This is a genomic window from Flavobacterium rivuli WB 3.3-2 = DSM 21788 (genome assembly GCF_000378485.1).
In the GTDB taxonomy this organism is placed as follows: Bacteria; Bacteroidota; Bacteroidia; order Flavobacteriales; family Flavobacteriaceae; genus Flavobacterium; species Flavobacterium rivuli.
The window spans coordinates 128309-154286 of record NZ_KB899972.1; the positions used below are offsets into that span (position 1 = coordinate 128309).

The 25978-nt window shown below is 38.0% G+C and carries 21 protein-coding genes; 9 read left to right on the forward strand and 12 right to left on the reverse strand.

All coding sequences use genetic code 11. The annotated features are described in order from the left end of the window. Positions 1-72: 72 nt before the first annotated feature. Complete coding sequence (locus tag F565_RS0115490) at positions 73-2925, reverse strand: TonB-dependent receptor (RefSeq protein WP_020214153.1); 2853 nt, start codon at positions 2923-2925, stop codon at positions 73-75. Positions 2926-3778: 853 nt separating this feature from the next. On the opposite strand from F565_RS0115490, the gene F565_RS0115495 reads away from it, so the two are divergent. From F565_RS0115495 to F565_RS0115520, 6 genes are all read left to right on the forward strand, one after another. Next, a complete protein-coding gene (locus F565_RS0115495; RefSeq protein ID WP_020214154.1) occupies positions 3779-5041 on the forward strand; it encodes a chloride channel protein in 1263 nt (420 codons plus the stop codon). A gap of 3 nt (positions 5042-5044) precedes the next feature. Beyond that, a complete protein-coding gene (locus F565_RS0115500; RefSeq protein WP_020214155.1) occupies positions 5045-5650 on the forward strand; it encodes an HPP family protein in 606 nt (201 codons plus the stop codon). Positions 5651-5707: 57 nt separating this feature from the next. Then, positions 5708-6079 carry a VOC family protein gene (locus F565_RS0115505; RefSeq protein WP_020214156.1) on the forward strand — a complete coding sequence of 124 codons (372 nt, stop codon included), beginning with the start codon at positions 5708-5710 and terminating at the stop codon, positions 6077-6079. A gap of 16 nt (positions 6080-6095) precedes the next feature. Further along, positions 6096-6494 (forward strand): SMU1112c/YaeR family gloxylase I-like metalloprotein, encoded by a 399-nt coding sequence (gene gloA2 / locus F565_RS0115510; RefSeq protein WP_020214157.1) that lies wholly within the window; start codon positions 6096-6098, stop codon positions 6492-6494. Then, complete coding sequence (locus F565_RS0115515) at positions 6475-7434, forward strand: lipid A deacylase LpxR family protein (protein WP_020214158.1); 960 nt, start codon at positions 6475-6477, stop codon at positions 7432-7434. Before gloA2 ends, F565_RS0115515 begins: the two co-directional genes overlap by 20 nt. Before the next feature lie 61 nt (positions 7435-7495). After that, positions 7496-8293, forward strand: a complete 798-nt coding sequence (locus F565_RS0115520; protein WP_020214159.1) for a TerC family protein — start codon at positions 7496-7498, stop codon at positions 8291-8293. A gap of 75 nt (positions 8294-8368) precedes the next feature. On the opposite strand, the gene F565_RS0115525 is transcribed toward F565_RS0115520, so the two are convergent. Both F565_RS0115525 and F565_RS0115530 read right to left on the reverse strand, forming a co-directional pair. Continuing rightward, the gene (locus F565_RS0115525; protein WP_020214160.1) at positions 8369-10516 is read right to left on the reverse strand and encodes a DUF3857 domain-containing protein; all 2148 of its coding nucleotides are present in this window, start codon (positions 10514-10516) and stop codon (positions 8369-8371) included. After that, positions 10517-12421: a transglutaminase-like domain-containing protein gene (locus F565_RS0115530; RefSeq protein ID WP_020214161.1), complete on the reverse strand. Its 1905-nt coding sequence runs from the start codon at positions 12419-12421 to the stop codon at positions 10517-10519. Between the two features lie 190 nt (positions 12422-12611). Here F565_RS0115530 and F565_RS0115535 point away from each other — a divergent pair, with 190 nt between their 5' ends. Continuing rightward, positions 12612-13838: a multidrug effflux MFS transporter gene (locus F565_RS0115535; RefSeq protein ID WP_020214162.1), complete on the forward strand. Its 1227-nt coding sequence runs from the start codon at positions 12612-12614 to the stop codon at positions 13836-13838. Between the two features lie 145 nt (positions 13839-13983). On the opposite strand, the gene F565_RS0115540 is transcribed toward F565_RS0115535, so the two are convergent. After that, positions 13984-15585: a Na+/H+ antiporter gene (locus F565_RS0115540; RefSeq protein WP_020214163.1), complete on the reverse strand. Its 1602-nt coding sequence runs from the start codon at positions 15583-15585 to the stop codon at positions 13984-13986. Positions 15586-16300: 715 nt separating this feature from the next. On the opposite strand from F565_RS0115540, the gene nudK reads away from it, so the two are divergent. Both nudK and F565_RS0115555 read left to right on the forward strand, forming a co-directional pair. Beyond that, complete coding sequence (nudK, locus tag F565_RS0115550; RefSeq protein ID WP_020214165.1) at positions 16301-16879, forward strand: GDP-mannose pyrophosphatase NudK; 579 nt, start codon at positions 16301-16303, stop codon at positions 16877-16879. A 129-nt stretch (positions 16880-17008) separates the two neighbouring features. After that, the gene (locus F565_RS0115555) at positions 17009-19315 is read left to right on the forward strand and encodes an acyl-CoA dehydrogenase family protein (RefSeq protein WP_020214166.1); all 2307 of its coding nucleotides are present in this window, start codon (positions 17009-17011) and stop codon (positions 19313-19315) included. A 481-nt stretch (positions 19316-19796) separates the two neighbouring features. On the opposite strand, the gene F565_RS0115560 is transcribed toward F565_RS0115555, so the two are convergent. From F565_RS0115560 to F565_RS0115595, 8 genes are all read right to left on the reverse strand, one after another. Then, positions 19797-20210, reverse strand: coding sequence for a response regulator (locus F565_RS0115560; protein WP_020214167.1), 414 nt, complete (start codon positions 20208-20210; stop codon positions 19797-19799). Positions 20211-21218: 1008 nt separating this feature from the next. Next, positions 21219-21767 carry an REP-associated tyrosine transposase gene (locus F565_RS0115565; RefSeq protein ID WP_020214168.1) on the reverse strand — a complete coding sequence of 183 codons (549 nt, stop codon included), beginning with the start codon at positions 21765-21767 and terminating at the stop codon, positions 21219-21221. Between the two features lie 152 nt (positions 21768-21919). Continuing rightward, a complete protein-coding gene (locus F565_RS21800) occupies positions 21920-22828 on the reverse strand; it encodes a DNA adenine methylase (RefSeq protein ID WP_020214169.1) in 909 nt (302 codons plus the stop codon). Further along, positions 22825-24000 carry a hypothetical protein gene (locus F565_RS0115575; protein ID WP_020214170.1) on the reverse strand — a complete coding sequence of 392 codons (1176 nt, stop codon included), beginning with the start codon at positions 23998-24000 and terminating at the stop codon, positions 22825-22827. Before F565_RS0115575 ends, F565_RS21800 begins: the two co-directional genes overlap by 4 nt. Positions 24001-24113: 113 nt before the next feature. Further along, positions 24114-24425 (reverse strand): hypothetical protein, encoded by a 312-nt coding sequence (locus tag F565_RS0115580; protein ID WP_026300093.1) that lies wholly within the window; start codon positions 24423-24425, stop codon positions 24114-24116. Between the two features lie 144 nt (positions 24426-24569). Continuing rightward, positions 24570-24872 carry a hypothetical protein gene (locus F565_RS0115585; protein WP_020214172.1) on the reverse strand — a complete coding sequence of 101 codons (303 nt, stop codon included), beginning with the start codon at positions 24870-24872 and terminating at the stop codon, positions 24570-24572. Further along, positions 24872-25150, reverse strand: a complete 279-nt coding sequence (locus F565_RS0115590) for a hypothetical protein (RefSeq protein WP_020214173.1) — start codon at positions 25148-25150, stop codon at positions 24872-24874. Before F565_RS0115590 ends, F565_RS0115585 begins: the two co-directional genes overlap by 1 nt. 207 nt (positions 25151-25357) lie before the next feature. Further along, positions 25358-25786, reverse strand: coding sequence for a response regulator (locus F565_RS0115595; protein ID WP_020214174.1), 429 nt, complete (start codon positions 25784-25786; stop codon positions 25358-25360). Positions 25787-25978 lie beyond the last annotated feature (192 nt).

Here is a 25978-nt window from a genome sequence, read left to right on the forward strand (position 1 = left end):
ATTTCAAATATATTTTACATGAAGAAGCCGGCATAAGCCGGCTTTCTTGCATTAACTAAACCAATAATGTATTTATAAACTCCACTTAACTCCAATTTGTCCTCTTATCCCATAAAGCTCTACCTGTTTAGGCCTGCTTTCGTCACCATAATAATATTCCAGTTTTTGGTTCAGCAGGTTGTTTGCTTCAGCAAATAGTGTAAAGTGATTTGTTAGCTTAAACGAAATATTTGCATCAAGCGCTGAATAATCGCCATAATACACATCATCCCTTTTAAGGCCGCTTGTACCATGCTCTGTAATATATTTTGCCTTAAAGTTGTAGGCAGCCCTTACATTTACCCTGCCTTTTTCGTAATACAGCTGCGCGTTAGCAAGATGTTTACCTTGCCTTGGCAGGCTGGTCTTGCCTGCACGCCCCGGGATTGTCATTTCAGATTTTGTATACGTGTAATTTGCCTGCACCCCAAACCCGTTAAGGAAACCAGGCAGGAAATCGAACTTTTTATTGCCACTAAACTCTGCACCAAAAAGCCATGCATTGTCACCGTTTAACGGTTGAGAAACTTCTACGCCGGTATGCCCGTTAACGTTACCCTGCCTTGTATCCATAAAAATAGGATCGGTAATTATTTTATAGAACACTCCTGCCGATACTACATCGAGCTTGCCAAAATAATGTTCGCCCATAAGGTCGAAATTATAAGCGTAAGTAGGGTTGACATCCGGGTTACCGCCATCGTACTCATTATCCGCAGCAATGTAGGTACCACCCGGAACAAGGTATCCAAAATCTGGCCTTGTAAATGTCCTTGTTGCAGCAAACCTAAGGTTAGTGTTTTCTTCGGGCGTATATTTTAAATGCACCATTGGTAATAACGAAAGGTATTTCTTTGTTTTAACAACCCCTGATAATACGCCATCCGGATTTTCATCCGTTACGTCAAATTGGTAACCTGTAACCTTTGTATAGGTATAAGTTGCCCTGATACCTCCCAGAAATGTAAGCTTATCGCTTATCTTGTAGGTAGCCATACCATAGCCTGAAGTATGGGTTTCATCTACATCAAAATTTCTTCCAAGGCCACCACCATTTTCCAGGATCTCAGAATCCGCTTCTGATAAGGTCAGGTTGCCATTGCTAAAATTGTCGTGGTAAAACTGGTTCATCCCATTTTTAGAAAGTACCGGACCAAAACTGTTGCCTATGTTTGTACCAAGCTCATTAAGGTAATCTGTCCTGCCGGGTTGTAATATATTGTACTGCCCGTAATCTGAAAGTTTAGGTGTGGCACCGTTACCGGTCCAGTTGTAAAACTCATCGGCAAAAGTTGCCCTACGGTCTTTATCCCTGAATTTTCCACCAAATTTTAGTTTAAGGTCGTCATTGGCATCAAATTCATAATTTACCGTTGCCACAATATTATCCCTTTCTTTTACATTTACTTTATACAATTCAAGGGTTGTAAAATTCATTTTATCTGCGCTGTCCTGAAAATTGGAGTCTGACAAATAGTCAAACATATTCCCTGTATTCATGGTGCCGCCGTCAGTATTCCAATATGCCCTTGGGCCATTGCCCCTGTCTTCAATAAAAGCCGGGTTAAAACCTACGCCATCCTGTTTAAAGAATACCGAATAGTAACTGTTATTCTTTGAATCAGGCACATTGCCGTAATAAAATTCTGTGCTGTAATGTGCCGCGCTCCAGTCTAAAACACCTTTATTGCCAATGTGTTTACCACCCACTTCAGCGCCGTAAAAGTCAAAGTTAAGTTCGTTATATATGTTTTGCAGTTCTACACGGCCTGTGCCGGTAGCATCGTTAAATTTATCAAAACGGATACGGTGTTTGTAATGCAACTCCTTGTCTAATAGTTTACCGTAATTCAGCTTTACAAACAGCTTGTTCTTTTCGTTAGGGTTAAATTCAAAGCCGCCGTTAAAACCGGTAGTTTGCCTTTCTCCGGTATAGTCCCTTAATTCAAGGCGGTAAACCCCCTCATCGCCCGACCTTCGTGCTTCAAAGTTATCCGATGCCCAGTTACGGTTCCATTGCGAAAGGTTTACGATATACCCAAACTTACCATTTTTACTTTTATCGCCTACGAGCACAGACCCGCTGTAAATACCTTTATTAGTTTTTTCGTTATAACCCGCTCCAATAGTCGCATCAGCCGTAAATTTAGATGGGGCTGTTTTGGTGATAAAATTTACGCTGCCCCCAAGGGCATCAGCATCAATATCCGGGGTAAGTGCTTTGGCTACCTCTACGTAACCAATCATTTCGGTAGGGAAAAAGTCAAACGCGGTTGCCCTGCTTGCACCCTCATCGGCGGCGGTAGGTAACCTGTTACCGTTCATGGTCGTAGAACTCCATTCGGCTGGCAGTCCCCTTACAGCAACATAGCGCCCTTCGCCCTGGTCGCGCTCGATAGAGACACCCGGTATACGCTGTACCGCTTCGGCAGCATTCCTGTCCGGAAGTTTACCAATACCATCGGCTGCAATAACATTTACTATACTAATAGAGTTTTTCTGGATGTTCAATGCCTTAGCTTCGCTAAGCCTCCTTGAGGCGTTAGCCGAGACAACTACTTCTTCTAATTCATCAGTAGTGGATTTCATTATTATATTGGGAACCGGAGTAACTTTTCCTGCTTCGACACTAACGCTTTGGCTGGCCTTTTCATACCCGAGGTAGGTAACTGTCATTTCATAATTACCGGCTGCGATTCCGGTAATGGTATAATTTCCTTCAAAATCGGTAGACGCATTTTTTTGAGTCCCGCTTAATTGTATTGTTGCTCCGGGAAGTGGAAAAGCACCGTCAAGGACACGCCCTTTTACAGCGCCATCCTGTGCAAAAGAAACGAGTGACCACAAGATAAAAAAGCCATAAACCAAAAACGTAATTTTTTTCATTGCCTCAAATTATTAGTATTAGTAAATTATTTGATGCAAAAATGTAATTATATTTAATATTTGTAAACTTTTACGTTTTAAGAAATTCTTAACCCCATATTATAGTTAGGTAAGGTAAATGTTAACAGGTTAAATAATTTACTCATTTATCAGCTATTATGTCATGCGTAACGCAGGTAGTAAGACTTTTACAAATAGTAAATTTTGCGAAATAACTGTTTTATCCTTTTATGCTTTAAAATAATAAAAATATGTTTTAAGTTTAAAACTTAAAATCGAAATAAGCAGTTGTGTTCGATAGATCCCTCACAAGTTAAATAGATGTAGTAGGCCTAATTTTCATATATTATAAATGAATATCATCAAAGAGCAATAGATATATTGAATCGTAAAGTATGGATATTATTGAAAATATAAAATCACTTTTAAGTAACTATATATCAATATATTAATACATTTAAAATGAATTAAATAGTGTTAGAATTGGCACGAGGTGTTCGACAGTGATCCCTGACAGCCCACACAAAGACCAATAACGCCATTGGATTCCAATGGCTTTGTATTAATACCAAAACCTGAGGGATTGATCCATTGTTTTTAAAAGTACAACCCCGAATCTAAAATTTATCATAAATAAAATTTCTCTTTCTATTATGCTCTAAAATGTTTAATATTGTTAATCCATTAAATTATAAGAATTGCATCGGCGTAACTCCAATTGTTTGTATACGACAGGCCGCGAGTTTAAGAAATATAAAAACCTGATAATCAGGTTTTTTTAAATTAGTTCGCTTTTTGTCATCTTATAGTATCATTCTTTTTTTAAATTTAAACAGTTATTAAATACCCTATAATGCACATTTACCTTAAAAGACTCAATATTTTTCATTATAAAAAATTAGTAATCGCATCGCTTGTAGTTGGTTTTCTGGCAGCTTTGTTGGGTATTTCACTAAAACATGTTACAGAACATTATGAAAATATACTATATACCAGGGCATTGGCAAATTCTCTCTGGTTCGTAATATTTCCGGCATTTGGGCTTTCGTTAATTTATATATTGCGCCAGTACCTGTTTAAAAAAAAGGAAAATAAAGGCATTAAAGAAGTGTTTGATGCTACAGCTAAAAACAGCAATGGCCTCCCCTCTTATAAAATTCCATCTCATTTTATAAATGGTATGCTTACCGTAATTTTTGGAGGGAGCACCGGTGTAGAAGTTTCTACCGTTGTAGCCACTGCTGCTGTAGGATCTTTAGCATCTGAAAAAGAAACCTTTTTAAAACGCTATAAAACAGAGCTGATTTGTGCAGGTATTGCAGCAGGCGTTACAGCCCTGTTTAACACGCCACTTGCTGGATTACTGTTTGCGTATGAGGTAGTATCTAAAAAAACTACTAAACCACAACTTATTAGCACCCTGCTTGCCGCCGGTATCGCTTACGCGTTTGTATTAGTACTTAACGAAGAACCTCTTTTTGCGGTACACATAACCCAATGGCACCTGCATGCATTACCGTGGTTTATAGTACTGGGAATACTGGCAGGCATCAATTCTGTTTACTTAACTAAATGTGTGCTGTTCTTTAAAAAGCAGTTTTTAAAATTTAATTCGCACTATTACAAAATACTTTTTGGCGCAGCTGCCATAAGCCTTATGATACTTGTATTGCCACAATTGTATGGTGAGGGTTACCACGCCATTAAAGAAAGTATTGCAGGTGCAAATACCCTTAAACTAACACCACTTGTTGCCATAACCCTTTGCGGAATTTTACTGCTTAAACCCATAATAACATCTGTAACGCTTGGTGCCGGTGGCGATGGTGGCGTGTTTGCGCCCGGTATTTTTATAGGTGCATTTTTAGGACTATTCTTTGCTGTAATACTAAACACATTTTTTAATGCAGAGGTTATTCCGCTTAACTTTATGATAGTGGGTATGGCAGCTATGCTAAGCGCGAGTATCCATGCTCCATTTACTGCCCTTTTCTTGGTATGCGGGCTGGTTAATGACTATACCCTATTCATTCCACTCTTAATTGTAAGCCTTGTTGCTAAGTATACTGCACAGAGCATTTTTCCGTACACGGTATATAGTTTTGCTAAAAAATAACTCATGCCCTTACAAAAAATAAAACGCAGCTACCGCCATGCCCGCTATGTATTATATACAGAAACACTTGTAGATTTTAAAGAACACTTTTGGGCTTTTGTAGGGTCATTTATTGGGTTAGGCACTATTGCCTATCTGCAATACGAAGTTTTTCCTCAGCAGGATTATGTATTGCTTATAGGTTCTTTTGGTGCATCGTGCGTACTGGTCTATGGGGTTATACAAAGCCCTCTGGCACAACCGCGTAATTTAATAGGCGGCCATGTAATATCTGCAATTATTGGTGTAACGATACAAAAACTCATCCCGGATGTTCTCTGGCTGTCGGCACCACTTGCTGTTTCGCTGTCAATAATTTTTATGCAGATAACAAAAACACTGCACCCACCCGGAGGGGCAACGGCACTTATAGCAGTAACAGGGTCGGCACAAATAAGGGCGCTGGGTTATATGTATGTGCTTTCGCCGGTACTAAGCGGGGCAACTATCCTTTTAATCGCTGCATTAATTTTTAATAATATTACAAAAAACAGGCAATATCCGTCGGCGCATGCCGTAAAAAGTTTCAGGAAACACGGGCGCGGTTTAAAACGGTTCATAAAATCATAACATTAGTGTATTAAAATTTCATTATATTTATAATCGGGAATTTAAAATACTACTATAATGACAATACCACAAAACTACCTGCCTGTTATGCCTTACCTTGTGCTGGACGATGCCCCGGCATTTTTAGCATACACCAAAAAAGTATTTGGTGCCACAGAGCAAATGATCGTTCCCGGCGAAATAGGCCGTGCCATTATGCATGGCGAAATAAAAATAGGCGATGCCGTAATTATGTTTGCCGGAAGCAACGAGAACTGGAAACAAAAAACAGCAGGCATGTTTATTTTTGTAACCGATGTAGACAGGGTATTTAATGCCGCAATTGAACAGGGAGGCACCGAACTGCAAAAACCGGCAAAACAGGAATATGGGTATGCCGCCGGTTTTGAAGACCCGTTTGGCAACCACTGGTGGATAAACCAGTCTTAATAATTTTATACTTTAGATGATAAATATTACCAATATACACCATGTAGCAATTATTTGTACTGATTATGCTGCATCTAAACATTTTTATACCCATATTTTAGGCTGTACCATTATTGCAGAGAACTATCGTGAGGCCCGCGACTCTTATAAGCTTGACCTGGCTGTTAATGGTACCTATGCCATAGAGCTGTTCTCTTTTCCTAATCCCGCTAAACGACCATCGAGGCCGGAGGGTACCGGGTTGCGCCACCTTGCTTTTCAGGTACCCGATATTGACGCTACCCTTGCATGGCTTGCCGAAAACCATGTGGTGGCAGAACCCGTACGTATAGATGAATTTACCGGAAGCCGCTTTACCTTTATTGCCGACCCGGATGATTTGCCTATAGAGTTTTATGAAATACAGCCATTGTAATACCGTACTCTTTCTTTTACTATCTTTTATACTGCATGCTCAGAAAATAGATAATACAGCATCTTTCAGGGACATGCAGCGCGAAAGTTATTTTCGTATTAATTACGAAAATGACTTTTTTACCGCATCCGACATTTATTACACACAGGGCTACCAGCTCGAACTGGTTATGCCCTGGCTGCGTAAAAATCCTGTTAACCATTTGTTCATGCAACTTAAAGACAGCGAACAGAAATATGGGCTGTTGTTCGAAAATTTAGGGTACATTCCCACGAGCATTAAAGAAGCGGGTATTCAGTATGGCGACAGGCCGTATGCAGCAACCATTGCCTTAAAAAGTTTTATGGTAAGCACAGATACTCTGAGCAAATCGCGCTTATCATCATCGTTAGTTGTTGGAATGATTGGGCCGGCCGCACTGGGTAACGAGATACAAACCGGCATACACCGCTGGATAGGCGACGATATACCGCAGGGCTGGCACAACCAGATTAAAAACGACATTGTACTTGACTATGAGCTGGCTTATGAAAAACAGCTATTTAGCTACAAAAGGCTTGCCGCCATAAACCTTGATACCAAAGCACACCTGGGTACATTTAATACATTTGCCTCGCTGGGATTAAACGCAACTTTTGGGCTTATTAGTACTCCGTATAACCCTGTTAAAAACAAGAAAAAATTTAGTGCTTACATTTTTACACAGCCACGCTATAAAGCTATAGGTTATGATGCCTCTATGCAGGGCGGTATCTTTACACGCAGCCCCTACACTATTGCTGCCCGGGGTATAGAGCGTTTTGTTTTAGAGAACAACTATGGTATCATTATACAATTCCGCACGCTTTACTTTGAGTACTTCCGTAACGACATTACCGAAGAGTTTAAAACAGGTGCATCGCACAAATGGGGAGGTTTTAAAATAGGCTTTACTATTTAGCCGTTGTAGTTCGCTATTATTTTGTATTATTGCCATCAATTAGCAAAACAACCTTTAAGAAATGAACGAGATTTTACAAACCATTAGTACACTCTGGCAGGACATTATTAGCCATCCCGGCACATCGCTGGCCATTATAGGCAATCTTATTATTATAGAAAGCCTGCTTTCTGTAGATAATGCCGCAGTACTGGCCACTATGGTAATGGATTTACCTAAAGAGCAACGCAATCGTGCCTTAAAATTTGGTATATGGGGCGCTTATATTTTTAGGGGTATAGCCATGATATTTGCATCGGCGCTAATTACAATATGGTGGTTAAAACCCATAGGCGGGCTTTACCTGCTGTATTTGGTTTTTGACTGGTATAAATCTAAACAAACAAAAACAGAAGAAGATGATACTATAGATAAGGAAAGCAACTGGCTTTATAAATTAACTGTGGGTTCGCTTGGTAACTTTTGGGCCACAGTTTGCCTTGTAGAACTTATGGATATGGCATTTTCTATAGATAATGTATTTGCAGCCGTAGCCTTTACACCAAATATAATACTGGTTTGTATAGGCGTATTTATAGGTATACTTGCTATGCGGTTTATTGCACAGTGGTTTGTTAACCTTATGGAAAAATACCCTTTCCTGGAAACTGCGGCATTTATAGTTATAGGCATTTTAGGTTTAAAACTTACTTTATCTTTAATAGAACATTTTTATCCCGAGAGTGAGGTTAGCGAATTTTTAGGCAGCCATGCGGCAGATATTGGCATATCTGTACTAACGGTAGCCATTTTCTTTATCCCTATTATTACCTGCCTGCTGTTTAACGTTCCTAAAAAACATACCGGAACAGAAGAATAATACATCTTAAACATAATAAAAAACGCTCCTGAAACAAATGTTTCAGGAGCGTTTTTTATTAGTTAACCCACAAGATTAATTCTTCTTTAAAAGTATTTTTTCCTGGGTAAACTGGTAGGCTGCATCTATAAAGGCAGTTATATCTTTCCAGTTTGCTGCAGGCTCATAATATGTTGCATAATATTTAGTAGCTTTTACAGTAAGTTTATTACCGGTTAGCGTAGCTGTGCTTACAAACCCGCCGGTAGCGTTCTCAACTTTTTTATTAAGCTTTTCTAAACCGCTTACTGTATAACCGTCTGGTATAGTAATTATAACTTCTTCGTTGTAAGCTCTCGGGTATGACTGATAAATGTTATTAGCCCTTTTTTTATCTTTCTCTTCAATGTTTACCTGCTCCCCTATTAGCTTACCTACTTCTAAAACATAATTAGCACCTGCCTTTTTTACAAGCTTGTCTTTTACCGTAAATTTCTCGTTATAAGAAAAAGGTGTACCCGCCCCAAAACGCCCTGTTGCAGTAACCTCAAGTGTGTGGTCTTCAACCGTAAAATCAAATTCAGATTCTATAGATTCCTTAAATTCTTTCTTTTGCTTTTCCTTTAATTTATTTTTTAGGGCATCAAATTCGTTAGTATATTGTTCTTTTTTCTTTTTGTTCTTTACATAATCAAGTAGTGACTTGGTACCGTATTTAGCATAATCCTCGGCTACGTAATCAAAAAAGTACATCTTGTCATCCTGGTCGGCATCTTTAAGGTGCCCGTATAAAGACGATTCCCTGATTAAATTAACCGTATTGAAATCTGCCGAAAAAGTTACATCAAGTTTCCTTTCACTACGATTATCTTTATGAGTAGACACCGGCAGTTTTATCGTTTCTATATCGCTTACCTTTTTTCCTTTAGATACTTTTAAGGCATAAGCGTCGCTGTTTTCTATTAAAAATTTTACCTGGTCGGCATTGGTGTATGGTGTAAAAAACTGCAGGTAAACGGGGTTTTGGGTATTAACCCTAAGCAATACTTCTATATTGGTTTTAAGCAGCAAATCTTTTATAGGGCCGTTGTTTCGTGGTGTGGCCACAATAATATCATAATCTAATTTTTGGTCTTTAAGAAAAGCCATAAAGTGGTTAATAAACTCTTCCTCGCTATTAAAAAATACCGGCATGCCATAATATTCCCATGGATACATAATTTTAGCCTCTTTAACAACAAAAGCCTCTACAAAGCGTGTATAATACTGGTGCCTTGTGTAATAGTATACCTGCTTAACCTTTTCTTCGTCGCTGGTAAAGGTATGCTCCTTAAGGTAGGTTTTTATATCGCCAAGGTTTCCGTAAGGTTTAAACCTGCCATCATAATAGGCAAGTACATCATCTGTAGAAACATTTTTTTTAATAATGTTTTCCTTCTTTGGCAAAAAACCTCCGGCACTCTCCTCAAACTTGCCGGAACGTGCAAAGTATACCTGGAATTTATAGCAAGGCAGCTCTACCAATGGGTAAAACCATCTTGGAAAATCGTTCTTCTCTACATCGTTAGCCACGAGCTCATAACGGCGCTCGCTGCTGCCTTCCGGCGATACCTCCATAAGTTCGGGGGCGCCATTATAGGTATTAAAGTTTATAAAAAAGTCATTCTCTGTTTTAAGCGTAAGCTTCATATCCATAATAGGATAACTATCTGCAACAGTAGTCTCAACGGGATCAAACCCAAAGGCATCAAAGCTTTTAAAAGGCTCCTTAGTATAAAAGTAAAAGTCTATAATATCGCCTACTTCAAGGTTAGGTATGGCAATTTTTTTTGTCTGGTCTGTAGTTATAGCTTCAGCATCTACATCAATTTCTTTTTCTGTACCATCGGGTTTAATTACCTTAATTCCAATAGTATTGGTACCTCTCTTCCAGCCATAAGCCTTATTTGAAAAAAAACGCTCACGGAACGAAAATTCTGAAAACTCTTTTACAGAAGCCTGATCCTGTAGTTTTATCCTTTTTCTTGTTGATGAAATATACGTTACGCTCGTACCATATTTATGGTAATCGTAATTTTCGTTTTTGTAAATTACTACAGCCGATTCTTTCTTCCACTTTTCGGGTACGGTTATATTTTTTTTAGCGGGGTCATCTTTACCCCAAAATAGTTCTTTTACTTCTGCTTTATCCTGGGCAAAAGTTATCGTGCCGCAAAGCAGCAACGTTAATGTTACAATTCTCATTTATTGTTTGGTTAAGGTAATTTGGTCGTTGTATAAATTTTTAAGGCTTGTTACAGAGGCATTCCAGTTTACAAAATCGGCTTTTTTTATAGTGGCAGATTTTACTAAAAAATGTTTTTTGTAAAGAATATCGTTACCTTTTTGTTCATAAGACACGTTTATAGCATACGTATCATTAGCAATTTTAAATGCTTCCGGCAGCCTTGTTACTTTATAACCCGCAGGTATTTGTAGTGTAGTAACAGACTCATATTCTCTCTTATAATCAAACTCAAAATCGGTTTTGCGTTCTTTAAAATCATACTCGCTAAACTCCTGTTCATAATCCAGGTCTACATAAATTTCGTTATCAAAGGAGGAAACCTTGTTTTTTAGCGTAGCATTATATTGCAGCGTAAGGTTGCTGTCGCGATTGGCAAGATCTGACGTTACTACGTTAGACACTGCAAAATTATTATCGCCATGAGAAAGGTAATATTGCAGGGAGTTTTCTTTCCTGTCGTTCTTTATGCTATTATAACCATACAAAAAAGAAGCACGGCTTTCGCCAAGCATATTACCCGATATGGTACCTACTAAAGACTCATTATCTATATGAAAGACACCGGTATAAGTCTCTTTATTTTGCGCTGATGCAGCCACCGGAACCTTCTCAATAATATATTTATCGCCGTCCTCTATCATTACCTCTTTGCCCTGTATCCTTTCGGCATATTCGCCCAGCGAGTTATACTTTTCTGTACCGTCAAGAAAATATTTTTTACCGTCCTTAAACAATGTGCATATCATGTGGTTATCTACACTAAGCGATGGTATGCTGTAATTATAGCCTATGTGCTTTGTACCTATCCAGGTAAGGCGCGCATCAAACCCGGCTTCCTTAAGCATTTGCCTTGTTAAGTTTGCCATACCCTTACAGTCGCCATACCTCTTGGCAAAAACATTTTGAGATGCCTCCGGCCTGTAACCTGCAAGGCCATCCTCAAAAGCTATGTAACGAATGTTGTCCTGAACCCAATAGTAAATATTTTTTATTTTTTCATCGTCGGTTTTAGCATTGGCAGTAAGTTCCTTAACCTTATCTTTTAGTGCGGCCGGATTTTCCTGTATACCATCTACTAACGATTTGTACCATTTATACAAATCGGCTGTTTCGCTAAAGAGTGTTATTTGTTTGCTGTTTTTAGTAAACGATTTTGCAATAAGCAGTACGTGCGGGTAAACAAGCGACGGGCCGGGAGCCTGTTTATCTTCGCTCATAGGCTCTGCGTTTTCGAGGGTATAGGTGTAAATAGTATTTTTACCCTCTTTTACTACATCTTTTTTTATGGTGTACCCTTCAAAATTAAATTCTTTAATATCAAGGTTTAGCCAATCGGGCACGGTAAGGGTTATTTGCTTTTTTATGATAGGATATTCGTCCTGAAAATAAATGCTTGTAAAATACTTTACATCTTTATATTTTTTGTCGAGTTCATAGTTGTACGTGTAGCCCTGCACAGGGAAGTCTACAGTCATATATTTTACACGGCTATCGGCAAAGAACAGGTCATTGCTTTTATGAAACTCATCGCGCACATAAAAATTTGCCGTTTTATCGTTACGGTATTTCAGGCTAAAATTTTCTATAGACGACTGGCTGTCGTAAAACTCGTATTTATGAATGTCGGCACGATGGTTAATATTCATTAACCGCTCCTTTACATTATTGTTTACAGTAACATTGCCCGCGTTAATATCAAAGGTTACAACCTCCTTACTAAATAGCAGGGCAACATCGCTTTTAGCATATTTAAGCCGTAATTCTTTTGCAAGTGCTATATCGTCGGTGGTGGGGTCGATACTTTTTTGCGCATAATTAGTTGCCGATGCGAGCAGGAGCAACAAGGTAATAAAACGTTTCATGGTTGGTATATCATTTGGCAGCTAAAATATACATTATATCCACATATTAACACTTAATTATGATAAATAATTTAAAAATTAGTGCGTTGACAATTAAAAAACTGAGCAATTATTTAAAATTTAAATAATGCAAGCCTGTATATCTACTATTACATAACAATAGTACCTTTGCAGCTAAATAAAAAATACTGTGGATAAACAAAAATACATTACACTTATACTTATACTTGGCTCTCTAACTGCACTGGGTCCCTTCTCTATAGATATGTATCTGCCGGGCTTTAAAGCCATAGCGTTAGACTTGCATACTACGGTAAACAAAGTGTCGCTATCACTGTCAAGCTACTTTATAGGCATATCTGCAGGGCAATTGCTGTATGGCCCGCTGCTTGACCGCTTTGGCAGGAAAAAACCTTTATATATAGGTCTTGCCGTATATATCTTAGCATCTGCAGGCTGTGCCGTAACTACAAATATTGATGCTTTTATAGCACTGCGCTTTATACAGGCCGTGGGCAGCTGTGCCGCAGCAGTAGCCTCTATGGCTATGGTGCGCGACCTCTTCCCGGTGCAGGACAGCCCTAAAGTATTCTCGCTGCTTATGCTTGTTGTGGGGCTTTCGCCAATGCTGGCACCTACTATAGGCGGCTATGTAATTGCCGGTTTTGGGTGGCATACCATATTTATAATACTGGCATTAATGGGGTTTGCTGTTTTAATGGCTTCACGTTTTGGGCTGCCCAATACCTATAAGGCAGATCCATCAATATCTTTAAAGCCTAAACCTATTATTGCTAATTTTATTACGGTACTCTCACACCCCCAATTTTACACCTATGCACTATCGGGCGCGGTGGCATTTTCCGGATTATTTACTTACGTGGCTGGTTCTCCCCTTGTGTTTATGGATATATTTAAAGTATCTGAAACCGGTTACGGCTGGATATTCGCCTTTATGTCGGTTAGTTTTATTGGCACCAGCCAGCTAAATTCGGTACTGCTAAAAAGGTATAAAAGTGAACAGTTGGTTTATATAGGATTAACATTGCAATGCGTAATAAGCCTTGCATTTCTTGTAGCAGCAATTAATAACTGGCTTGGCCTGTATGAAACTATAGGTATGTTGTTTTTATATTTAGGCTGCCTGGGGCTTACAAATCCTAATACTGCAGGTTTATCATTAGCTCCATTCTCTAAAAATGCCGGTAGCGCCTCTGCCCTGCTTGGTGCTATGCAGCTGGGCCTTGGTGCCATTGCATCTATGATCGTGGGCATATTTGTTAAAGAATCTATGGTACCCATGGTAGTTATAATGGCAGGCAGTACCATTATAGCGTTACTGATTTTACTTACAGGCCGCAGAAATATTAAAGTTTTAGCAGAAAGCAGTGATGGCGATAGTGTGGTAATGCATTAGAGAAAGTACCGTTTGATAATCTAATCATTAGAATACTTTATGGACACATTTTTAAGATTCTCACTCAACATTTTAGTTCTTTCACCCAGCATCTGTCTGACGGAGAGGGAAACCAACGACCAGGCACTGCAACTGCGACAAAATTTTACCCCTCGTACATATCCATATTAAGCCTCGTTTCTTCAAGATCAAGCTCGCGTTCTATTTTACGTAAAATTTCTTCATTAGCTTCGCCACTACGGTGCATCTCTTCGATCTTTTTGCGCTCTACATTTATAAGGTCTATTTGCAGTCGTGTAAATTCATTAAATATATTGGCAGAGAGTGTTTCGCCATTGCCAAAAAAATTAGCTGGTAAATCTGTACGTTGCAGTCGGTTAAACTTTACCTCATATTTATTTTTTATATTGTTTAGCAAATCGTCCTGCAGCAGCGATAAGTTATCTTCTATATGCGCTATGGTTTGAGACACTACTACGTTACGCACTTCATACTCTTCTGCATAAATAGAGTAAGGCTCTATTTTTAATATCTTTATAAGCCATGGCAATGTTAGCCCTAAGCCTATTAGCGTAGAAAGTATTACGCAAAAAACGAGATAGATAACAAGATTACGATGCGGAAATGCAGAGCCGTCTGGTAAAGTAAGCGGTAACGCCAGCGCAGCTGCCATAGATACTACACCGCGCATGCCCGCCCAGCCAAAAACAATCATATTACGGGCATCAAAAGCTTCCTTTTCGCGAATGCGTTTGCTTAAAATCCTTGGCAGCATAGTAGCAGGCAACACCCATAAAAAGCGTACAATAATTACTACAAAACTTATAGATAGCCCCCATATTGCAAGAGATGTATTAGAGTAATCATCAAGCCCCTCCATAATTTGGCGTAGCTGTAATCCTATCAATATAAATATCAAACCATTAAGTATGTATTCTACCACTTCCCATACGGTTGTTGTCATAATACGGCTTTGGTGTGTAAATATTTGCGCCGACCTGAATGAAAGATATAAACCCGTAGTTACTACTGCAAGCACGCCCGAAAAATGAAAATGCTCTGCAAGTAAATAAGCCGCAAAAGGTGTAAGGAACGTTAACGATACCTCTACAATAGGATCGCAAACAAATTTTTTGTGTACCAGGTACATAATATACCCCATACCTAAACCTATAGAAACGCCGGCAGCAACAACTACAAAAAAGTTAAGGCTTGCTTCCCACAGTACAAAATTACCAAGCGTAATGGCGGTAAGGGCATATTTATAAGCTACAAGCCCGCTGGCATCGTTAACAAGACTTTCACCATCCAGAATGGTAAGCAGGCGCGGGTTAAGCCCAAGCCCCTTTGTAATAGATGTTGCAGCAACAGCATCTGGCGGAGATACAATGGCCCCTATAAGGAATGCCAAAGGCCAGCTAATATCTGTAATTAGCCAGTGTGCAGCTATGGCCACTGCAATGGTTGTAAAGAATACAAGCCCAATGGCAGCAAAACTTATTGGCCTTATCGATGCCTTAAAATCATGCCAACTTGTATTCCAGGAGGCGCGATATAATAGTGGCGGTAAAAATATTATAAATACAACATCCGGACTAAGACTAACAATGGGCAATCCCGGTATTACACTAATAATAACACCGCAGAGCACAAGCGCAATAGGGAACGGAAATTTATATTTATTACTTAGTATGCTTAAAAAAGCAACACCAAATAAAAGCATTATAATTATAGTAACATTTTCCATAAGCTAAATAAACAGCCGTAAATATACTTTTTTATATAGCGAATGGCAAGCAGCCCAATAGCCGTGTTAAGAAATATAGAACAGGCATAAACTTAAAAGGCACTTACACTATAAGTTATAATAGATTACAAATTAAAACCCGGGCAAAAAACTCCTGCCCGGGCTAATTACTGTGTGCAATCGTAAAACCATATTTGAGTTATTTTTTAGTCTGTATCTAAAAAGAAACAAATATGATAGATTGCTGTGCAATAATGGCCTGCTTATTTAATAAGGGTTCGAAACAAATTAAACATGCCTAAAAATTAGTACCACTATTATCATTAAGGCAAATATGCAACATATTAATTATATTTTGTTATAATTAATACTCGAATTTTTACAAATTATTAACATAAAATAAAAATACCTGTATAAGTAAAAAAATCTGGAGCGGAATCCTGAAGCCAAGATACTATAGTCCCGCACCGTTATAATCAGCATTGTAGAAGTTCACGCGCCTAAAGGCCGCACCAATATTACCCGTTACCGCTTTACATAATAGTATCGATAATATAAATACAAATAGTAAAACGATTATGGCTTTCGTAACTTTTTTATAGTAAAACATATACTTAGAGGCGTATGTGTAGTGTTATACTCATCAAATACAACAATTTAACTTATTATCTTTAATAAAATATCATTTACTATATTTGCTGAAAACAATGATATAATGCCAGATTTTGTAACAATACTATCAGATAAGATATTATCTGACAATTGGGGTAAACTACATAAAATAGAATATAAACATACATTGCCTAACGGACAAAGCTATACCGATGTTCGCGAAGCATACGACCGTGGCAACGGTGCTGTTATTTTATTGTACAATATAGCAAAAGGCACGGTTATACTTACACGCCAGCTAAGGATACCCACTTATGTAAATGGGAACGCTACAGGCATGATGATTGAGGCTTGTGCTGGTATGCTGGATGAAAACGACCCCGAAGAATGCATTCGACGTGAAACACAGGAGGAAACCGGCTATACGCTTACTGATGTTAAAAAAGTAATGGAAGTATACATGTCGCCCGGTGGCGTTACAGAAATATTATATTTTTTTATAGCCGCTTACAGCAATGCCATGAAAACAGGCGAAGGTGGTGGACTTGAGAAAGAACACGAAAATATAGAAGTGCTGGAAATGCCTTTTAATAAAGCCTTTAACATGATTAGTACAGGTGAAATTAAAGATGCTAAAACAATTATGCTATTACAGCATGCAAGGTTAGAGGGAATTCTTTAATTGTATTGCAAAGGTTCGAAATTTCAAAGTCGCAGAGTATAAGACACATAGAAAACTTTGCTACTTTGTGACTTTGTAACTTAGAAAATCAAAGTAATTGCTTATTTTTATGTTGATAAATAACGCAACATGGATATTACTTTTTCTACCGACCCAAAGCTCTCTCTCTTACTACCTTTTATATATTTTGCCTGGCAGGATGATGTACTTACAAAAACTGAATTTGATGCACTGTCAAATTTTATAAATACTCAGGAATGGCTTACCAAAGCCGAAAAGACTTTCCTGAAATCGAAAATCAATTTTGACGTACCACCTTCAAGATTGGAGCTTTTTCACTGGAAAGAAAAAATTGACAGCACCCTGAAAAGCACTACCAATATTAATAACCTCACCGAATTAGGTTTTCTTATTGCTAATGCCGAAAGGCCCACCTTTACCGAGGATGAAATTAATAAAACAGGCCCCGTTTTCGCACAGCTTGAGGCTGGCCTTGGGCTAATGGGCAGCGAAGTTATAGCCGGATTTAGAAAGACAACCACCACACTTACCCACAGCCAAAATACCGTTGAGAGTTTTAATGTGCAAAAAATGACTGCCTTGCTTGACGGCAGCCAGGCCGAAATTATTAATAAAGTTAAGGCTTTAATAGGCAGTGAAGCATTTAAACTGGACATCCCTACAGATGTTACAGAATACCGCGAAAAGGTACTGCACTGGTGCCAGATCCTTGCAGATAACGACCTTAGTAGCTATGCCTACCCGGTAGCACAGGGCGGTAAAAACGATATTGAAGGTTACTTTGCCATCATGGAAACACTTAGTTATCATGATCTTAGCTTAGTAATTAAATTTGGTGTACAGTTTGGGCTTTGGGGCATGAGCATACTGTCCTTGGGTACAGAAAAACACTATAAAAAATACCTTAAAGATGTGGGCACGCTTGCCCTGCCCGGGTGTTTTGCCATGACCGAGACCCACCACGGCAGCAACGTAAAAGGCATACACACTACGGCTACGTATAACCATAAAGACAGGACTTTTACCATAAATACCCCAGAAAAATACGACCGCAAAGAATACATAGGCAATGCGGCAAACCACGGCGAGATGGCAACCGTTTTTGCCAAGCTTATTATAGATGGCAAAGACTATGGCGTTAATGCATTTATAACCCCCATACGCAATAAAGACAAATCAGCATATCATGGAGTTGTTATTGAAGATTGTGGTCATAAAATGGGATTAAATGGTGTTGATAATGGCATTATAACTTTTAAAAATGTAATTATTCCTTATGAAAATATGCTCGACAGGTTTGCCAGCGTAAGCGAAAGTGGCGAATTTCAAAGCCCAATACCAAGCGATAACCGTAGGTTTTTCACGATGTTAGGTACGCTTGTGGGTGGCAGGATAGGCATCCCAAGGTCGGCACTCGCGGCAGCCAAAACCGGGCTTGCCACTACTATAAAATACAGCGATAAGCGCAGGCAGTTTGGCCCTGAGGGCGGACAGGAAGTACCTATTTTAAACTACCGTATGCACCAGTTAAGGCTTATGCCTTACCTGGCTAACAGTTATGCGTTAACCTTTGCTTTACAACATCTTACAAAACGTTTTGTAAATCGTAAAGAAGAAGAAATGCAGGAAATAGAAGCTCTTGCAGCCGGCCTTAAAGCTTACTCTACCTGGAATGCACGCAACACCCTGCAAGAGTGTCGCGAAGCTTGTGGCGGCAAGGGTTACCTAAGTGAAAACCGTATAGATAACCTTAAAAATGATACCGAGATTTACACCACTTTTGAGGGCGATAATACTGTATTAATGCAACTTACAGCTAAAAACAGGTTAAGCGAATACCGTAAGCAGTTTAGCGGGATGAGTGTTAGCACTATTTTTAATTACGTTGTAGGACAGGCCAAAACAGTTGTGGCTGAGAAGAATCCGTTTGCTACACGCAATGTTGACGAAACCCATTTAAAAGATGCCGCATTTCATTTAAATGCATTTCAATACCGTGAGCGTGAGATAGTAAGCAGTGGTGCAAGGCGCTTTAAAAAACTGGTTGATGATGGCCTTGATGCCTTTGATGCTGCCAATATTATGCACCCACACATGCTGCAGATAGCTGATTCATACCTGGACCGCGCGGTGCTGGAACAGTTCCAGATTAAGATACAGGAGACTGAAGATGAACCACTTAAAGAAGTATTAACCCGCCTTTATAATCTGTTTGCGCTTAACAAAATAGAGCAGCATAAGGCATGGTACTTAGAGCAGGGCTATATGGAAGGTGTTAAAACAAAAGCTATACGCAAACTCGTAAGCCAGTTATGCTGGGAAATACGTCAGGATGCAGTGCCACTGGCAGATGCATTCAACATTCCGGAGAGTTGTCTTGGGGTAATTGCGACGACCAAAATTGCTCAGGCATAAACGGTTTAAAAAATTTCAAATAGCAAATTTTCAAATAACAAAAGTAACGCTCAAAAACGGGTTCAAAAGACAGCGTAAAATCTGTAAGAAAAAGTGTGTATAATAATTTAGCAAAAAAAAAGCACTTCATTTTACCCCTTGTAATGGTAAATACGAACATGCCGCGGACAGTCCCGAACCGGAATTTACACGTTTGTGCACAAAAACGGGCGAAAACCCGGTTTTTGGCCAAATGGGCATGTATACCAGTTTACAGTGTATTTTCTTATAAAATATCAGAAAAAAATGCCTTCCCTCCCACCCTGAATTTTTCAAGTTTGCGGTGGGATTTTTATTGTGTTTTATAGGAATGCGTTTGCTGCAAAAAGGGTTGCAGTAGTTTTATGGAAAATGTATTTGCTTTAACAGTTTAGCTATTACACAAAGGCACACAAAGAAGGCACAAAAATTCACGACGCACATATTGCCTCTTACTTATTGTCTAATCGGGTATAGCGTGCTGCCAGTAATTTATAATATAAGAAAGCAACTTTTTATATTCGTCCATACTGTTTCTTTTTGCAAAGAAACCCTGAACAGATTTTTTATAAGCTTCTTTGGCCTGCATGGGGTTTTCGCCGCCGGTCATAAATATGTAGGGTATGCACTTTTCGTGCAGCTCCTCGTCATGAAAAATAACTTCCCTAAGCTCCAGGCCGTTGGTAGTATTCATATTAATGTCTGACACGATCATGAAAGGCCGCACTTTGGGGTCTCTAAGATAGTCTATGGCATCCTGCGAGGTGGCAAACTTCTTTAGCTTGTTGACACAGTTAAGATCGTTGTACGCTATCTCAAAAAACTCCCTGTCGTCGCTGTCGTCGTCTATCAATATAATCTCTCCCTGTAAATTCATGGCTTCAATTTTTAATTAAAGCTAAGAGATACAAACACTTGTTAAATTACAACATTATGCAGATTTGTTGGGAGATATATCTTAAAGTTTCCAAAAAAGCCTGCTACGATTGATATGCTTATTAAATATCTTACCGGCACGAGCCTGAGGCTCGCGTTAGCAAATTGACTGATAATATGATGTGCTGGCGCGAGCGTCACGCTCGTGCGCATACTAATGTTATTACAAATCAATTTTAATAATTGTATGATCATTATTGCCGTAGTTTCTTCCGCTGCAATATTTCCGTATCGGCACGAGCCCTGAGGCTCGCGCTAGCAAATTGATTGGTACCGTGGAGTACGCTGGCGCGAGCGTCACGCTCGTGCGCATACTATTATTATGACAAATCAATTTCAAGAATTGTATGATCGTTATTGCGTAGTTTCTTCCGCTGCTATATTTCCGTACCGGCACGAGCTTGAGGCTCGCGCTAGCAAATTGATTGGTACCATGGAGTAAGCTGGCGCGAGCGTCACGCTCGTGCGCATACTAATTATGACAAATCAATTTCAAGAATTGTATGATCGTTATTGCGTAGTTTCTTGCGCTGCTATATTACTTATCGGCACGAGCCCGAGGCTCGCGACAGCAAATTGATTGGTACCATGGAGTACGCTTGCGCGAGCGTCACGCTCGTGCGCATACTAATGTTATGACAAATCAATTTTAATAATTGTATGATCATTATTGCCATAATTTCTTGCGCTGCTATATTACTTATCGGCAGGAGCCTGAGGCTCGCGACAGCAAATTGATTGGTACCATGGAGTACGCTTGCGCAAGCGTCACGCTCGTGCGCATACTAATGTTATGACAAATCAATTTTAATATTGTATGATCATTATTGCCATAGTTTCTTCCGCTGCTATATTTCCGTACCGGCACGAGCCTGAGGCTCGCGATAGCAAATTGATTGGTACCATGGAGTGCGCTGGCGCGAGCGTCACGCTCGTGCACACACTATTATTATGACAAATCAATTTCAAGAATTGTATGATCGTTATTGCCATAATTTCTTGCACTGCTATATTTCCAGTCAATTGCATCGGTAACAAAACCAGTTTCGATAGGGTTATTATGAATGTAATTTAATTTCTGTTCGAATACTTTATACGACCAAATTTCTATAGGCATATTGTGCTGCTGCCAAAATTGGTACTTTTTTACATTGCTGTTTTTCTTGCCTGCCCTTTCAAACATCCAAAGCAGCCATTCTTTACGGCTTTCCTGTTCATTTTCAATTATTGACTTAATTAATTTTCTGGAAGTAAAACCTTTAAAGTCCCTTATCAAACCAGATGGATCGCCCAATGCCGAGCGGAATATAAGATGTATGTGACTTGGCATAATGCAGTAACCATAAATTTCCATTCCTTTATTTTTCCTGCAATAGTCAAGCGAGTCGGTAATACAGGAAAAGTAATCGTCTCTTGTAAAAACGTCAATCCAGTTTACAGTTGCAAAACTTATAAAGTAAGCTCCTTCTTTTTCTCCAAACTTATATTTACGGCTCATGTGGTAAATATAAAAATTATAGTAGAATAGATCATTAACAAACTTTACGGTTTACAGGTTCTGTTAGCGCAAGTGTCACGCTGGTTCACTATAAGTTTTAATTAAATGCTTTGCCGGCACGAGCCTGAGGCTCGCGCTAGCGGGAGCTATTATTATACAGCTATAGTTTGAGCAATCAACTGCGGTAAAATCTTAGCTCTTGAATAATGCACAAAGCTTTGGGGAACTTTACAATTTTTACTGCAAATAACTAACTCTCTTCCAACCTTCGTTTTATTTGCAAAATAGTTGAACTCAAATATATTTTTATTAACTTCTTTATATATTTTATGAATTAGTGGGTTATCGTCATATGAAACTAACCAATGGCTCGAAGTCTTTTTTTGTAAATACTTAGAAAGATTAATATGATCAATTTCTTTAAAGAAAATATTATATAACCCTTCACCCTGCACCACATACGGAGGGTCTAAATATATGAGTAAATCATCTTTATCAATATTACTATTCTCAATTTCTTTAAGGAAAGTAACAGCGTCCTTATTATAAATTTTTATCCTATCCTTATATAATGCAATTTTCCTGATTTTTGATATAAGGTCCGATTTGTTAAATCTTGCATCTAATTTCCAATCACCTTCTTGTTGAATACCCCCTATCACACCTGCCTTCATAATGCCCGATCGATTACATCTATTTAAATAAAATGTTGTAAATCCTATTTCTAAGTCGGACAAACTTTCTCTAAGTGAAGATTGTTGAAGAATATCACGCCTATAATTCCATTCATTAATGCTTATCTCACAATTCTGAATGAGCTTAACAAAATCTTCTGTGTGATTTAGTATAGAAAACCAAAATTTATATACCATTTCGTCTTTGTCATTTAGGTGAATTTGAAACACATCTTCTAACATAAGCAACTTTAAAGCCGCACCGGCACCACCCGCAAATGGTTCAATATAAATACCGTCAATAATATTATTTTCTTGTATAGTTTTTTTTAAAAAATCATATAAAGATGATTTTCCACCCGGATATCTTAAGGGACTGTATGTCATGACTTTATTTGTATTACAAAATATTCTAACAATGGAAAAACCTGATTCCAAACTTTTTGCAGTTCTTCTGCATCTGCTGTGTAATATTCATTATGGACTAATAAATTGAAATCATTGTGACCTAAAACTTTAATGTCATTTCTAACATAACCCTTTAATGCCTGATGCAATTTATCATCTGTTATTAATGTAGTCGATGCTACAATATGGGAAAGCATAAATTTTAAAGATGGTATTTCTTTATTTCGATCAAGGCTATCGTTTATACCAAATGCTTTTCTCAAATTACTATCCTCAATTTCGGCAAAAATAATCTTTAATTTATCTAACTCTAATTTAATTTTATTAAACTTTTTATCGTTTTCCACTCTTAATCTTTCGATATTTTCGAGTTTAATCGCTTCTAACCCTTTTGATTTTTTTAAGAATTGGTACGTCAGCATATCCAAATAACTTCGAAAAAGCACAGCGGCAGAATTAGGATTTGACTTCAAATTAAGAGATTTCAATTCATAAAAAATTTCGTCTATTCTTGCGACACCCGTATCAAGATACGTATTTTGCTGCATCAATTTTGTTACAGATTTTCTAGTCCTCGGAGTTTTAATTGGCTTGTTCGGCTCATTTTCTTTCTCTTCCACTATATCTTCTACAGGATATTCATCGTTATATTTTTTGTCAGGAATGATATCTGAATTGAATTCCTTCGAACTTTTTAATTTGTCGAAATATCTTTTCTTATCATCTTCGTCATTTAGTTTCCTTGAATTAATTACACCTTTAACGGCATCAGTTGCTATTTTTTCTAATCTTTTTTCAAATTCATCCTTTGGCAATTTTTTTATCAATGTAAAATCATTTTCGTCAAACTCAAATCCCATAAAATTAATTCCATCCTTATACTGATATGCCCTCTCAATATTAGTCATACTAAATGTCGTTTCATCTAAGATTGCTTTTTTTATGTCATCATCTAACTCCAATTTACAAAGTTCACTATATACGTTATATCTTTTCAGAGAACTTTTAATTTCACCCTTCGGAATAGGGAATTTTGATGCCATGTAATCAACTGATTCACCGGCAATAAATCTATTATGTAAAAATCTATCTTGCTTAGTTTTATCCCATTTTTCAACAGCTGAACCACCCGTATGTCGGTTAACAATCATAGTATCAGCTTCCTCCCTTGATGGAGCAACTATAACCTCTAACCGCTGAATAATTGATATATCAAATAATTTGAGCCGTTCTTTAATAATTTTCCTTTTGGTAGCGCTTTTTATTAAATCAGGATTAAGTAAGATTTTAGATGCTGAAACTCTTCTATTACCCTCTCCTCTAACACGTGATATTTTTCTTTTTCTTTTATTACGATAGGCAATTCATTTAAAAAATATCCTTTGGTTACAATATCCATTGCCAATTGATAAATTTTCTCTTTCTCAATTAAATAGTCAATTATTTCAGCTTGACTTAATTTCTTTGTAAAGTCCGATAGCCTCGGATTATTTAAATCTAATCTTAAAGATGTCGTGTTTATCTTTTTCTTAGGCCAAGACGAATAATTTACCATATCATAATTTATATTTTTCAATTTAACAAGCGCTTTCTTTTAGCGAATTAATAACCAAATTAACAGCATTTTAACGATCAATCCTATACCCACTAATAGGTATTTTCACAAAAAACCCTTCGATTTCTCGAAGGGCATTCCACTCAAAAAAGTACACAGAAATATTTAGTTATAAAACTGGCGGTCCCAGTTTTTTTTAATCCAGGCAGTAATTTCCTTACGGGTATTAACATTAATAGGCAGGTGGTGTTTTATTAAATACTCCAGCCTTTCAAAACTCGACTGGCTAATGAGGTTATGTACTGCAAAAAAACGGTTAATAAAATTAAGCACATCGTCGCCATTGGCAACATCTATAAGGTCTTCATCTTTAAAAGTAGGCGTAATAATTGTGTTGCGGCCGGGCCACTGGTATTGGTATAATAAATTAGTTTTAGTAAAGCGGGGCATGTAAGTAAGTGTATCCATTATCGTTTAAAGTTTGCGTCGAGCCAGTTCTTAACATCATTGTGGGTAGTTGCGGTAAAAGGCAAACGGGTTTTTATTGCCGACTCTATTGCCTGAAATGTTTGCGGAGCCTGCCAGCCTTTATATGCCATGTAACGGTTTATAAAGTGCAGCAGCTCGTAGCCCTGATTCCATCTAAAGGGCACGTTATCAGGAAAACCAACTACAGTAACCGCAATAGCCTCCGGAATGTTCCAAATGCTGGTATGTCTTAAAGTTGCTGTAGTAAAGTTTGCCATAAATAAATGTTGGTTGGTTCTTTACAAAGATGCTACAATACCACTGCCCGGCATAGCGTACAATTACCTGAATTTTTATAGTGCGTAATTATACGTAGCTAATTTTTAGATTTTGGGATTGTAAGAGGCAGGGTTGTAAAAAAATCGTTTAGTAAAATCTAAAGATCAAACCATCTAATAATCAAATAATCTAACAATCTAAAAGGTCTATTGTGGTGCGAGGCACACTTTCCAGTACAAAATAATGTCGGAAATTAGTTTTTTATAATCTGAAAAACTGGTGGGTTTTTCAAAAAAACCATGTAAAGGCAATTCAAAAGCTTTAGTAACATGCTCTTTAGTAATGCCGGTGGTTAAAAAAATGTAGGGCATGCAGCGTTTGCACAACGACGGAATTTTATATATGCTTTCCCTAAGCTCAAACCCGTTAAGGCGCGGCATATTTACATCGCTAAGGATCATAAAAATCTCAGACTTGCTTTCCTGAAGGTAATCTACAACCATGGTGCTGTCTTCAAAAATAAGTACGCGATTTTTAAATTTATTTTCATCAATAACTTCTCCAAATGCTTCAAGAAGTATTTCCCAGTCATCCGGATCGTCTTCAATAATAATTATATCTCCATTCCTTTTCATAGTGTAAGGGTTTTATGAACAGGTTATAATGCGGTAAAAAGTAAATTTACCTAATACATAACTAATTTAACTACAAAATAATACACAAAACTTACAAGATTATGTTAAACACCTAATGTGTCGATAAAGAGCGTAATGTTATCGTTAAAGAGCAATTATTAGATAAAAAAGATTGGCAATGGGCAATGAGCA